This window comes from Sphingomonas sp. PL20 (genome assembly GCF_017875905.1).
Classification (GTDB): domain Bacteria; phylum Pseudomonadota; class Alphaproteobacteria; order Sphingomonadales; family Sphingomonadaceae; genus Sphingomonas; species Sphingomonas echinoides.
Genome location: NZ_JAGINH010000002.1, coordinates 2,858,601 through 2,871,207 on the forward strand (window position 1 = coordinate 2,858,601; position 12,607 = coordinate 2,871,207).

A 12,607-nucleotide genomic window follows, 5' to 3' on the forward strand; every position below is an offset into this window, starting at 1 on the left:
GGCTGGCACATAGCGCAGCAATGGTCGCACTCTCCCTTTTCCGCCTGCCCAGCGCGTGTGCGCTGACGCTCCGCCGCGTCTCCGGTGCGCTGTTCGCGGCGGCGGCGCTGCTGTTCTCGCTGGTCGGGCCGGCACGCGCCGACGATATCTCCGCGACCGGGCGCGGAGTCGTGCGCGTCGTCACCATCGCGATCGTCGAGGACGAGGTGGTTGGCTTTGGCCATGGCAGCGGCTTCGCGGTCGCGCCCAACCGCATCGTTACCAACGCGCATGTGGTCGAACTGCTGACGCGCTATCCCGGCAATGTCGTGATCGGCATCGTGCCCTCGGAAGGCAGCAAGAGCTATCAGGGCAAGGTGATCGCGATCGACGCGGTGCATGATCTCGCGCTGATCGAATTTTCCGGCGCGCCGCTGCCGCCCGTCGCGCTTTATACCGGGCCGATCTCCGAGGGCGGCATGGTTACGGCGCTGGGCTATCCCGGCAATGTCGATCTCGCGACGGCGCGTTCGGCGGTCGACTACATCCATCCGCTCTCGCCGATCCGCACCGAAGGGGTGTTCTCCGGACGCCGCCAGATGTCGGGGACCGACGTGTTGCTTCACACTGCGGGGATTGCGCGCGGCAATTCGGGCGGGCCGTTGCTCGACCCGTGCGGGCGCGTGATCGGCGTCAACTCGGCGATCACGCGGGGGGAAGAGGGCGATTCGAGCTTCGGCTTCGCCATCGCCGACAGCGAACTCGCCGCCTTCCTCACCAAGGCCAAGCAACCGTTCCAGGCGGTTGGCACGCCCTGCACCAGCATCGCAGAGATCGACAAGGCCGATCGCGAAGCCGACGCGCAAGCCTCCGCCGCCGCCGACGCGGCCAAACGCGATGCGGCTGGCAAAGCCGTGCTGGCGCGCGAGGCGGCGCTCACCGCCGCCCGCGACGCAGCCGACCGGCAGCGCGAGAACGTGATGGGGATCGCCACCCTGATGCTGGTTTTGGGGGCGATGGCGATTGGTGCGGGGGGCCTGCTCGATGCGCAAGCGATGCGGCGCAAGGCGATCTGGGCGTGGGCGATCGGTGGTCTGGTGATGGTTGGCGCGGTGGTCGTGTTCGTGCTGCGCCCGACCGGTGCCACCTTGCTTCCTGCCGCAACCCCAGCGGCGGTCGTGCCGCTTGCTCCGACCGTGTCCTCCACCGCGCCGCTCGGCAAATTGCAGTGCCGTTTCGTGCCCGAGCGGAGCCGCGTCGTCTCGTCGTCCACCACCGATCTGACGCTCGACTGGGGCAAGGCAGGCTGCATGAACGGGCGCGTCCAATATGCCGAGAATGGCAGCAAGTGGGACCGCATCCTCGTTCCGGCCGAGGAGCAAACCGTGTCGGTGCTGCAATTCGACCCGGCGACGCTCAGCTATGTCACCACTCGCTATTTTCTCGGTGCGGCCGAGATGGACAGCGTGCGCAAGATTCGCAGCCAGGTGACGCTCAAGGCCTGCTCCGCCGATGAAGCGGGCCGCGCCAATCTGGCGACGCAACAATCCGCGATTCGCACCGCCCTGCCCGCCCAGCCCAATGAGAAGATCGTCTACCGCTGCACCCCAGCATCGGGTGCGGCGACCTCAGGCGGCTGACACGCGATCCACCAGGGCGGCAAAGCAGCCGGGTTTGGCATTGTGGACGTGGAGATACGCGACGCGCGGATCCGAGAAGAACCCATCGATCGCGGTGGCGAGCCCGCTGCCGTCGATCACATCCGCGCCCAGCATCATCCCAGCCACATCGAACGCACGCACCGACAACAGGCGAATCGCCAGTTGCTCGGGAATGCTGTTGACGAACACCGCCGCAGTCTCGGCCCCTTCGCGAACGAAAATCGCGTGGCACGAGCGATAGGGCGTAGCGACCGGCAGATGCTCGTAATTGAGCAACAGCACGGTCTCGCCCACCGCCGCATCCGCCAGCGTCACGCGACACGGCGACCCGGGAGCGGCCTCCACCACCATGCGGATTGCTCCCTCCGCGGCCAGGGTCGCATCGCTCTGTCCGTAAAGGTGCCGAAAGGGCGCGGGGTCGATGCCCGCAATCACGAAGCCGCTCATTTCACCCGCTCCCGCGTCCGCAGCGCGACCTTGCGGTCAATCCCATAAGCATAGCCGCCGAGCGTCCCGTCGGTACGCTGCGCGCGGTGGCACGGCACGATGATCGACACCGGATTGGCTCCGCACGCCGTGCCTGCCGCACGCACCGCTTTGGGGTTACCGACCGCCGCCGCCAGTTCGGCGTAGCTGCGCGTCTCGCCCAGCGGGATCGCGCGCAGCGCCTGCCAGATCGCTTCCTGAAAGGCGGTTCCCTGCACGTCGAGCGGCAAGTCGCGGTCGCGATCGGGCGATTCGACGCTTGCCACCACCTGCGCCGCCAGATCGGCCAGCGCCGCCCCACCCGGCACGATTTCGGCGTGGGGAAAGCGCGCGCGTAACGCCGCCTCGCCCTCGTCAAACGAGACGCGGCACAACCCCTTGTCGGTCGCGGCCACCAGCATCGCGCCGAGACTGGTATCGGCCACGGTCCAGCGGATCGTCACTCCCGCCCCGCCGCGTTTCCACGCGCTCGGTGTCATGCCCAGCCGCTTGGCCCCGCCATCATAAAAGCGGCTCGGCGCGGAATAGCCGGCCTCGTAAATCGCCTCGGTCACGCTGGCGGCATGCGCCAGCGCGCGCGCCGCGCGCTGCGCCATCAGGCCGCGCGCATAGGCCGCCGGGGTCACCCCGGTCGCACGCTTGAACAGGCGATGGAAATGATGCGGCGCATAGCCAACCTGCGCCGCGAGATCCTCGAGCGGCACCACTTCCTCGGCCCCCTCGATCAGCGCAACCGCCCGCGCCACCGCGATCCGGTCGCGCCCGACCGCGTCGGGGACACAACGCAGGCACGCCCGGAACCCCGCCGCGCGGGCCTCCTCGGGCGTGCGGTAGAAAACGACGTTCTCGCGCTTCGGGTGCCGCGCCGGGCAGCTTGGCTTGCAATAAATGCCGGTGGTTTTCACCGCGCCGACAAAGCGCCCATCGGAATGGCGGTCGCGCGCTTCGAACGCTTTCCAGGCGGCGTCGGGGTCAAGGGGAAGGGTTTGGGTCATGCGACGATATACGCATGGTCCCGATGCGCCCACATCCCGTGGCTTGCGATCAAAACCGTGCGATCACCCGCCATTCGCCTCGAACAATTCCAGCGTGCGTTCCTTGGCAAGATCGGCGCTTGGCTCGTGATAATCCTTGCGGCGATCCGAATTGAAGCCGTGGCCTGCCTCATACACATAGACCGTCGCCTTGGACCACGCCTTGGCGATGACCTTTTCGACTCCGTCCATCGCGATATGGTCGTCGTGGCGGCCGAAATGCAGGATGACCGGGACCTTGGGTTCCTCGTCCGCCGCATCGGGGATCAGGCTGCCATAATAAGCCGAGGCGGCGGCCACATTATGCAAGCGTGTCGCCGCGAACCACGCGACCGATCCACCATAGCAATAGCCGACCACGAATACCGGCCCGCGCTCGGCCAGCGCATCGACGCAGGTCTGCACGTCGGCAAGCGTCAGGTCGAACGGGTGCAGCTCACGCGCGAGTTGCACGCTGCGGGCAAACCCCTCGCCGGTATAGTCCGCTTCGAACCCGGGATGTTCGCGGTCGAACAGCGCGGGGGCCAGCACTTCATAGCCGTCGGCGGCATATTCCTCGCACAGGTCGCGGATATGGTCGGTGACGCCGAAAATCTCCTGGACCAGCACGAGCCCGCCCTTGCGTCGCCCGGTCGGCTCGGCGTGATAGACGCCGACCTCCGCACCATCCGACATGATCCTCTTTTGCATCTGGCCGGTCATAGAATCGCTCCGCCTCACACCCCTGCGGCGCAATCGCTACCAACATTGCGAGGGGCGCGAAAGCGGCGCGTCAGGCCGCGCGCACATCCGCGATCAAGCGGTTGATTTGCGTGCGGAGCCGTTCGACGCCGCCCGCCACATCCTCGGCGGTGCGGGTGACATGGTCGGCAGTGTGGCGCGAGCGTTGCGCACGGTCGCGCAGCGTCTGCATGTTGGCGGCGGCGTCCGCCGTGCCATCCTCGACCTCGGCAATGGCGAGCGCGATCGCCTGCGTCATGCCGCGCTGCTGGTCGACCGCCGCCGCAACATTGGCCGAGGATTGATCCAGATCCGCCACGAGCGAATCCACCGATTCGATCGTAGCTAGGACAGTGTCGCTGGCGGTGCGGACCGCGGCGAGGCGTGCCTCGATCCGGCCGGCGGCGGACTGGGTCTGGCGCGCAAGCCCCTTCACCTCATCGGCGACGACGGCAAAGCCCCGCCCCGCCTCGCCCGCCCGCGCCGCCTCGATCGTGGCGTTGAGCGCGAGCAGATTGGTCTGCCCGGCCACCGCCGTGATCATGTCGAGCACGGTGGCGATTTCCACCACCAATGCGCCCAGCGATTCGGCGCGATCCCGCCCCTCGAGCGTGCGCGCCCGCACCGTTGCCACGCTTGCGCGCGATTCGTTGGCCGCGCGGCTGATGCGGTCGATCGCGCCGGCCAGCGCCGTCGCCGAATGGGCGATGGTGCGCGCGTTGGTCGCGCTTTGCTCGGTCAGCGCGGCGGTCGCCATCGCTTGTTCTTCGGTGGTTCCCGCCTCGCCCGCCATCGCCGCTGCCGTCTCGCGGAGCGCGGGACCAGCCGACACCAACTGACTGACCGAAGCGCCCGCTTCCCCTTCGAACACGCGGAACAGCGCATCCAGATGCGCCGCGCGACGCGCCCGGGCGGCATCCTCGCGCCGTTCGTTCGCGCTCAACGCGTCGGCGGTGCGGCGCGCCTCTTCGCTCAGCCGCCGCGCATCGGCGGAGCGTTGCCGCGCAAACGCCAGCGCGCGCGCGATTTCGCCAATCTCGTCGCTGCGATCGAGCGCCGGGATAGCCACGTCGGCGCGGTCAAGGGTGATGCTGCGAGTCGCCTCGGCAATCAGGGCGAGCGGCTGCTCGACCTGGCGGGCGAGCATCCGCATCCCCCAGAAAGCGACGAGGATCGCAGCCACCGTCACCAGCGCGACCAGAATATAGACTTGGCCGAACCCCGTTTCGAGGGCGCTGCGTTCGCGCAGAGCATCGGCACGGAGATCGGCGATCAGCGTCGCGCTCGTCCCGGTCAACGGATCGATCGCCGCGTACAGCGCGCCACTGACGAAAAAGTCGAGCTGATCGGTGCGCCCCGCGCGGAGCAGGACCAGCAGCTTGTCGAGCGCCGCGTCCGCGTCATGCCGCGCCGACTCGACCTGCGCCACTTCCGCCGCGCGGCGCGCATCGAGGTTGTGATGGACGAAGGCGTCCCAGCTCGAAGCGATCTCGGCGCGATTGGCCTCGATCGTCGCCACTGCGCCCGAAGCCGACAGATTGCCGCTGCGCACCTTGTGCGCCGTCAGCAAGGCCGTGGCATAATCGGCATTGACGCGTTGCAACTCGCCGATCGGATAGAGACGGTCCGTGATCAGCGTGCGGACCCCGTGGCTGGTCGCCAGCGTCGTCCCGATCAAGGCGAGCGCAAGCAAGGCCTGCATGCCCAGCAACACCCAGACGATCCGGCGCAACTGAACGCGGATGTTGCCGCGCCCGGTTTGCCAGCGCAAAAACAACAGGCTTAGTCGGCCCCGAAGGACGGTTAGCGAGCGGGGCAGCGCGATGCGGTTCATGAATCACGCTATGGCCGCCAAGGCGCGAACAGATGGTTAAGCCAATGTTACACTTGTGTGAAATACGAACAAAAGCGCTGGCTTGGGGATCGGGGTTCCACACCCGCGCTTTCGACGTCTGCCGCACGACTTGCATCGCGCCCTACCCAATGCTAACCGCCCGCCAACCCATCTGAAGGCGCATTCCCCAACGCCCTCTATTTGCATGGGGCCACCATTCGTGCCCAAGAGGACCCCAATCGCGTGGAGACATCCGGCGGTATTCAAGCAAGCTTAAGCGGACGCTATGCGACCGCGCTCTTTGAGCTTGCCCGTGACAGCAAAGCCATTGACGCGGTCGAGGCGAGCCTTGGCCGCGTTCGCGCCGCGATCGCGCAGTCGAGCGAGTTCGCGCAGTTGATCGGCAGCCCGATCGTTTCGCGCGCCGACGCCGCGCGCGCGGTCGCAGCCGCGGCCGAGATGATCGACGTGGACGACACCACCGCCAAGTTCCTCGGCGTTCTCGCCGAGAACCGGCGCTTGTCGCAATTGCCCGCGATCATCCGCGCCTTCCGCGACCTCGCCGCGCGCCATCGTGGCGAAACGACGGCTGAGGCGACCTCCGCGCATCCGCTGACTGAAGAGCAGGTCGACGCGCTGAAGCAGCAGCTGCGCACCCGCATCGGCACCGATGTCTCGGTCGAGCTCGCGGTCGACCCCACCCTCCTCGGCGGTCTGGTTGTCCAGATCGGTTCGCAACGGATTGACTCGTCGATCCGCACCCGTCTCAATGCTCTCGCGCACGCGATGAAAGGTTAAGTCATGGATATCCGCGCCGCAGAAATCTCGAAGGTCATCAAGGACCAGATCGCCAATTTCGGCACCGAAGCGCAGGTTTCGGAAACCGGCCAGGTTCTCAGCGTCGGTGACGGCATCGCCCGCATCTTCGGGCTCGACAACGTCCAGGCGGGCGAAATGGTCGAGTTCTCGAACGGCGTGCAGGGCATGGCGCTTAACCTCGAAGCCGACAATGTCGGCGTCGTGATCTTCGGCTCGGACAGCCAGATCAAGGAAGGCGATGTCGTCAAGCGCACCGGCACGATCGTCGACGTTCCCGTCGGCAAGGGTCTGTTGGGCCGCGTTGTCGACGGTCTCGGCAACCCGATCGACGGCAAGGGCCCGATCGTTTCCGACCAGCGCAGCCGCGTCGAAGTCAAGGCACCGGGCATCATCCCGCGCCAGGGCGTCAACGAGCCGGTGCAGACCGGCCTCAAGGCAATCGACGCGCTCGTCCCCGTCGGCCGTGGCCAGCGCGAGCTGATCATCGGCGATCGCCAGACCGGCAAGTCGGCCGTCGCAATCGACACCTTCATCAACCAGAAGGCAGCGCATCAGGGCGATGACGAGAGCAAGAAGCTCTATTGCATCTATGTCGCCGTCGGCCAAAAGCGCTCGACCGTGGCGCAGCTCGTCCGCACGCTGACCGAAAACGGCGCGATGGACTATTCGATCGTCGTCGCCGCAACCGCGTCGGACCCGGCCCCGCTGCAGTTCCTCGCGCCCTATACCGGCTGCGCGATGGGCGAGTATTTCCGCGACAACGGCATGCATGCCGTCATCGTCTATGACGATTTGTCGAAGCAGGCCGTTGCGTACCGCCAGATGTCGCTGCTGCTGCGCCGCCCGCCGGGCCGCGAAGCCTATCCCGGCGACGTGTTCTATCTCCACTCGCGTCTGCTCGAGCGTGCAGCGAAGATGAACGATGCCAATGGCGGCGGCTCGCTCACCGCACTGCCGATCATCGAAACCCAGGCAGGCGACGTGTCGGCCTATATCCCGACCAACGTGATCTCGATCACCGATGGCCAGATCTTCCTCGAAACCGACCTGTTCTTCGCGGGCGTCCGCCCGGCGATCAACGTCGGTCTGTCGGTCAGCCGCGTCGGCTCGGCTGCACAGACGAAGGCGATGAAGAAGGTGTCGGGCTCGATCAAGCTCGAGCTCGCCCAGTATCGCGAAATGGCCGCGTTCGCGCAGTTCGGGTCTGATCTCGATGCTTCCACGCAGAAGCTGCTCAACCGCGGCGCACGTCTGACCGAGCTGCTGAAGCAGGCGCAGTTCTCGCCCATGCCGTTCGAAGAGCAGACCGTGTCGATCTTCGCAGGGACCCAGGGCTTCCTCGACACCGTTCCGGTCAACGCCGTCGTCCGCTATGAGCAAGCGATGCTGGCGGCGATGCGCAGCGATCACGCCGATCTGCTGAAGGACATTCGCGACAAGCGCGATCTTTCGAAGGAGACGACCGAAGCGCTGAAGACCGCGCTGGGTGCGTTCTCGAAGACGTTTGCGTAATTAACTTTCCCTCTCCCCTTCAGGGGAGAGGGCAGACGAGCGAAGCGAAGTCGGGAGAGGGGCAGTAATCAGGGGCTAGCACCCGGTACTACCCCTCTCCCCGGCCCTCTCCCCGCCAGCGGGGAGAGGGAGAAGAAGGGAAGCAATGGCAAGCCTCAAGGCCCTCAAGATCCGCATCGGCTCGGTGAAGTCGACGCAGAAGATCACCAAGGCGATGAAGATGGTCGCCGCCGCGAAACTGCGCCGGGCGCAGGAGGCGGCGGTCGCTGGCCGTCCCTATGCCGAGCAGCTCGAAAAGGTGATGGCGAGCCTTGCCGCCAAGGTTTCGGTCAGCGAATCGAGCCCCAAGCTGCTGGCGGGCACCGGCAAAGATCAGGTCCACCTGCTGATCGTCGCCACCTCCGAGCGGGGTCTGGCTGGTGCGTTCAACTCGAACATCGTCCGCGCCGCGCGCCGCAAGGCCGAAGAGCTGGAAGCCGCTGGCAAGACCGTGAAATTCTATGTGGCAGGCAAGAAGGGTCGCGTGATCAAGCGCTTCTTCCCGACGCAGATCGCCGCCGACCATGAGATGAGCCACATCAAGACCGTCGCCTTCGCCGATGCGCGCGCGATTGCCGACGATGTCATCGCGCGGTTCGAGGCGGGCGAGTTCGACATCGCGCACCTGTTCTACGCCAAGTTCCAGTCGGCACTGGTGCAGGAGCCGGTTGGCCGCCAGATCATCCCGGTCGCGATCGACACCACTGCCGCTCCGGTGGCGGATGGCGGTGCCGCGGTCGAGTATGAGCCCGACGAGGAAACCATCCTCGCCGATCTGCTGCCGCGCAACGTCGCGATCCAGATCTTCCGTGCGCTGCTCGAAAACGCAGCGTCGGAGCAAGGCAGCCGCATGACCGCGATGGACAATGCGACGCGCAACGCCGGCGACATGATCAATCGCCTGACGATCCAGTATAACCGCAGCCGCCAGGCCGCGATCACCACCGAGTTGGTGGAAATCATCTCCGGCGCCGAAGCGCTCAAGTAGTCGATACGAGGAAAGAACCATGGCAACCGCCCCCGACACACTCGCTCCGACGACCAACAGCGTCGGCCGCATCAGCCAGGTCATCGGCGCCGTCGTCGACGTGACCTTTGAGCAGGACCGCCTGCCCGCGATTTTGAACGCGCTCGAAACCTCGAACAACGGCAACCGCCTGGTGCTCGAAGTCGCGCAGCATCTCGGTGAGAACACCGTTCGCACGATCGCGATGGACTCGACCGAGGGCCTGACGCGCGGCCAGGAAGTGACCGACACCGGCTCGCAGATCCGCGTTCCCGTTGGCCCGCAGACGCTGGGACGCATCCTCAACGTCATCGGCGAGCCGATCGACGAGCGCGGCCCCGTTGGCCACACCGACACGATGCCGATCCACGCACCGGCTCCCCTCTTCGTCGACCAGTCGACCGAGAGCGCTATTCTCGTCACCGGCATCAAGGTCATCGATCTGCTCGCACCCTATGCGAAGGGCGGCAAGATCGGCCTGTTCGGCGGTGCCGGCGTCGGCAAGACCGTGCTCATTCAGGAATTGATCAACAACATCGCCAAGGGCCATGGCGGCACCTCGGTGTTCGCCGGCGTCGGCGAGCGCACCCGCGAAGGCAACGATCTCTATCACGAATTCCTCGACGCGGGCGTCATCGCCAAGGATGCCGACGGCAACCCGACGCCCGAGGGTTCGAAGGTCGCGCTCGTGTTCGGCCAGATGAATGAGCCGCCGGGCGCACGCGCGCGCGTCGCGCTCTCGGGCCTGACGATCGCCGAATATTTCCGCGACGTCGAAGGCCAGGACGTGCTGTTCTTCGTCGACAACATCTTCCGCTTCACCCAGGCGGGTTCGGAAGTGTCGGCATTGCTCGGCCGCATCCCGTCGGCCGTGGGCTATCAACCGACGCTGTCGACCGACATGGGCGCGCTGCAGGAGCGCATCACCTCGACCAACAAGGGCTCGATCACCTCGGTCCAGGCGATCTACGTCCCGGCGGACGATTTGACCGATCCGGCACCGGCCACCTCGTTCGCGCATTTGGACGCGACGACCAACCTCAACCGCGCGATTTCGGAGCTGGGCATTTACCCGGCGGTCGATCCGCTCGACTCGACCAGCCGCGTGCTGACCCCGGCGATCGTCGGCCAGGAGCATTACGACACCGCCCGCCGCGTCCAGGAGACGCTGCAGCGCTACAAGTCGCTGCAGGACATCATCGCCATTCTGGGCATGGACGAGCTGTCGGAAGAAGATAAGTCGATCGTCAGCCGTGCGCGCAAGATCCAGCGCTTCCTCAGCCAGCCATTCCACGTCGCCGAGGTATTCACCGGCATTCCGGGCAAGTTCGTCCAGGTTGAAGACACCGTGAAGTCGTTCAAGGCGGTCGTCGACGGTGAGTATGATCACCTGCCCGAGAGCGCTTTCTACATGGTCGGCGGCATCGACGAAGCGATCGCCAAGGCCGAAAAGATGGCGCAGGAAGCGTAAATAAAACTCCCTCTCCCCGCTTGCGGGGAGAGGACTACTCACTCCCCTCCCGCTTGCGGGAGGGGCTGGGGGAGGGCCTGAAAGCAGGCGCTTCTCCAACCATAACGCCCCTCCCCCGACCCCTCCCGCATGCGGGAGGGGGGAAGGAAGAAGACAATGCTCCACTTCGAACTCGTCACGCCTGAAAAGCTCGTCCGCTCGGAGGACGTGTACATGGTCGTCGTCCCCGGATCGGAAGGCGATTTCGGCGTGCTGGAGGGCCATGCCCCGGTCATGTCGACGATCCGCGACGGCGCGCTGTCGGTCTATCGCACCGAAAAGGGCGAACCCGAATTGATCGCGATCGAGGGCGGTTTCGCTGAAGTGAATGCCAACGGCCTGACCGTGCTGGCCGAACGCGCTGCCTGAGCCGAGCGGCCCCGCCCTTTACCGGGCATTAACTACACCCTGCGACACAGCGGGCCATGGATATGCTCCTTGGCCAACTCTCCCGTCCCCTGCCCCACCGTGCGAGCGCGGTGTCGGTCCGTGCGGCCTGGGTCGCGCTAGCGGCAACGATTGTCGCTGCGGTGCTGCTCCGCTTCGGTCTGTTCGGCAATCCGATCGCGGGGCTGGATGAGCAGCTCTATCTGCTGATCGGTGACCGGATGTGGCATGGGGAACTGCCCTATGTCGACATTTGGGACCGCAAGCCGCTCGGTCTCTTCGTCCTGTTTGCCGCGATCCGGCTCTTGCCGGGGGACGGATTCCTGGCCGCGCAAATGGTCGCCACGGCCTTTGCCGCCGCCACCGCCTTCCTGATCGCGCTGTTCATGCGCCGACGCGTTGGCTGGGTGCCCGCGACGATGGCCGGGATGTTCTATCTGGCGCAACTCAACATTCTGTGGGGCGACACCACCCAGACGCCGGTATTTTATGACCTGCTGGTGATGGCAGCGGCCATGCTGACCCTGCGCGCCAGCGACGCAGCCAATGAGCGTGTGCGCACGGGCTGCGGCATTGCGGCGATGGCGCTGATCGGCCTCGCCATCCAAATCAAGACCAACGCCATCTTTCAAGGCGGGTTCTTCGGGGCCTGGCTGATCTGGTCAGTGTGGCGCGAAACCGGCGATCCCGTCCGCATTGCGCGCCTGGCCGTACCGATGGTGCTCGCCGCCGCGGTGCCTACGCTGGCGGCAATGCTGTCCTATGCGGCGCTCGGCCATTTCGATGCCTGGTGGCAAGCCAATGTGCTGTCAGTAATCGCCAAGGGCAGGCCGACCGACCCTGCGGCGATCGACAATCTCGCGACCTCTGTCATCCTCACTTTGCCCGCCTTGGTGGTTGCGCTGCTGGGCCTGTGGGCCCGCACCGAGCGCTTCCAGATGTGGGGGCAAGAGACGCTCTTCATCCTCGGCTGGATCGCGTTCGGACTGGTCGATTTCGGCGCGATTGGCGGATATTTCCCGCATTATGCGATTCCGCTGGTGCTGGCGTGCTGCCCGTTGATCGCGCATGCCTTCGCCATTCCCCGGTTCGGCAAGGCACTCTTCGCCACCGTGATGGCGTGGCCGCTATTTTACGCGGTCGTCGTCGCGCCCAAAATCGGCGCGATCGAGCGCGTTTATGCTGCGAATGTCGTCGCCGCACTGCCACGCGATGTGACGACGCGCTGCCTGTTCATCTACGAGGGGCCGGTTGCTTATTATCAGCTCAGCAACGCGTGCCGGGTGACGCGCTTCGCCTTCACCGCGCATCTCAGTTCGACGCGCGAGGCGAATGCGCTGGGCGTCGACCAGGCGCAGGCACTGCGCGACGCACTCGCGCGGCGGCCTGGCACGATCATCACCATCGCCCACTCGATCTGGACCGACCGCAACCCGGCGATGGAACGACTCCTGGGTGCCACGCTGGCCCGCGACTACCATCCGACAACTGGCCTGCCCCACCGGGTCTATACCGGCGGGCGCGACCAACTGGTCATCTGGCGGCGCAACGTCGGACGTTAAAGTCGGCACACCGCGCGACCGTGGTTAGGCAATTGTAAAAGCTTGGGCGCTAGCGTCC

Annotated in this window: 11 protein-coding genes; 7 read left to right on the plus strand and 4 right to left on the minus strand. The window is 65.9% G+C overall.

The annotated features are described in order from the left end of the window. The first annotated feature begins 20 nt into the window (after positions 1-20). Positions 21-1,619, plus strand: a complete 1,599-nt coding sequence (locus H4W01_RS13440) for a S1C family serine protease (RefSeq protein ID WP_209611599.1) — start codon at positions 21-23, stop codon at positions 1,617-1,619. On the opposite strand, the gene H4W01_RS13445 is transcribed toward H4W01_RS13440, so the two are convergent. The 4 genes from H4W01_RS13445 to H4W01_RS13460 form a co-directional block, all read right to left on the minus strand. Next, positions 1,608-2,087: a DUF1203 domain-containing protein gene (locus H4W01_RS13445; protein WP_209611601.1), complete on the minus strand. Its 480-nt coding sequence runs from the start codon at positions 2,085-2,087 to the stop codon at positions 1,608-1,610. The genes H4W01_RS13440 and H4W01_RS13445 overlap by 12 nt on opposite strands. After that, entirely contained in the window at positions 2,084-3,121 is a 1,038-nt protein-coding gene (gene ada, locus H4W01_RS13450; RefSeq protein ID WP_209611603.1) for a bifunctional DNA-binding transcriptional regulator/O6-methylguanine-DNA methyltransferase Ada, read from the minus strand. The genes H4W01_RS13445 and ada overlap by 4 nt, the downstream gene beginning before the upstream one ends. A gap of 63 nt (positions 3,122-3,184) precedes the next feature. Then, on the minus strand, positions 3,185-3,862 hold the full coding sequence (locus H4W01_RS13455; RefSeq protein WP_209611606.1) for a dienelactone hydrolase family protein: 678 nt from the start codon (positions 3,860-3,862) through the stop codon (positions 3,185-3,187). Between the two features lie 70 nt (positions 3,863-3,932). After that, entirely contained in the window at positions 3,933-5,714 is a 1,782-nt protein-coding gene (locus tag H4W01_RS13460) for a methyl-accepting chemotaxis protein (protein WP_010404108.1), read from the minus strand. Between the two features lie 243 nt (positions 5,715-5,957). On the opposite strand from H4W01_RS13460, the gene H4W01_RS13465 reads away from it, so the two are divergent. The 6 genes from H4W01_RS13465 (at position 5,958) to H4W01_RS13490 (ending at position 12,549) form a co-directional block, all read left to right on the plus strand. Beyond that, positions 5,958-6,512 (plus strand): F0F1 ATP synthase subunit delta, encoded by a 555-nt coding sequence (locus H4W01_RS13465; RefSeq protein WP_209611608.1) that lies wholly within the window; start codon positions 5,958-5,960, stop codon positions 6,510-6,512. Between the two features lie 3 nt (positions 6,513-6,515). Next, positions 6,516-8,045: a F0F1 ATP synthase subunit alpha gene (atpA, locus tag H4W01_RS13470; protein WP_010404112.1), complete on the plus strand. Its 1,530-nt coding sequence runs from the start codon at positions 6,516-6,518 to the stop codon at positions 8,043-8,045. A gap of 145 nt (positions 8,046-8,190) precedes the next feature. Next, on the plus strand, positions 8,191-9,072 hold the full coding sequence (locus H4W01_RS13475) for a F0F1 ATP synthase subunit gamma (protein ID WP_033966729.1): 882 nt from the start codon (positions 8,191-8,193) through the stop codon (positions 9,070-9,072). Between the two features lie 19 nt (positions 9,073-9,091). Continuing rightward, complete coding sequence (gene atpD, locus H4W01_RS13480; protein WP_209611610.1) at positions 9,092-10,561, plus strand: F0F1 ATP synthase subunit beta; 1,470 nt, start codon at positions 9,092-9,094, stop codon at positions 10,559-10,561. Between the two features lie 156 nt (positions 10,562-10,717). After that, positions 10,718-10,969 carry an ATP synthase F1 subunit epsilon gene (locus H4W01_RS13485; protein WP_010404117.1) on the plus strand — a complete coding sequence of 84 codons (252 nt, stop codon included), beginning with the start codon at positions 10,718-10,720 and terminating at the stop codon, positions 10,967-10,969. 56 nt (positions 10,970-11,025) lie between these two features. After that, complete coding sequence (locus H4W01_RS13490; RefSeq protein ID WP_209611612.1) at positions 11,026-12,549, plus strand: glycosyltransferase family 39 protein; 1,524 nt, start codon at positions 11,026-11,028, stop codon at positions 12,547-12,549. The last annotated feature ends 58 nt before the right edge of the window (positions 12,550-12,607 follow it).

Coding starts and splice junctions, on each gene's coding strand:
- H4W01_RS13460 (WP_010404108.1), bottom strand. CDS start 5,714: ATGAACCGCATCGCGCTGCCCCGCTCGCTAACCGTCCTTCGGGGCCGA.
- atpA (WP_010404112.1), top strand. CDS start 6,516: ATGGATATCCGCGCCGCAGAAATCTCGAAGGTCATCAAGGACCAGATC.
- H4W01_RS13475 (WP_033966729.1), top strand. CDS start 8,191: ATGGCAAGCCTCAAGGCCCTCAAGATCCGCATCGGCTCGGTGAAGTCG.
- H4W01_RS13485 (WP_010404117.1), top strand. CDS start 10,718: ATGCTCCACTTCGAACTCGTCACGCCTGAAAAGCTCGTCCGCTCGGAG.
- H4W01_RS13445 (WP_209611601.1), bottom strand. CDS start 2,087: ATGAGCGGCTTCGTGATTGCGGGCATCGACCCCGCGCCCTTTCGGCAC.
- H4W01_RS13490 (WP_209611612.1), top strand. CDS start 11,026: ATGGATATGCTCCTTGGCCAACTCTCCCGTCCCCTGCCCCACCGTGCG.
- ada (WP_209611603.1), bottom strand. CDS start 3,121: ATGACCCAAACCCTTCCCCTTGACCCCGACGCCGCCTGGAAAGCGTTC.
- H4W01_RS13440 (WP_209611599.1), top strand. CDS start 21: ATGGTCGCACTCTCCCTTTTCCGCCTGCCCAGCGCGTGTGCGCTGACG.
- H4W01_RS13455 (WP_209611606.1), bottom strand. CDS start 3,862: ATGACCGGCCAGATGCAAAAGAGGATCATGTCGGATGGTGCGGAGGTC.
- atpD (WP_209611610.1), top strand. CDS start 9,092: ATGGCAACCGCCCCCGACACACTCGCTCCGACGACCAACAGCGTCGGC.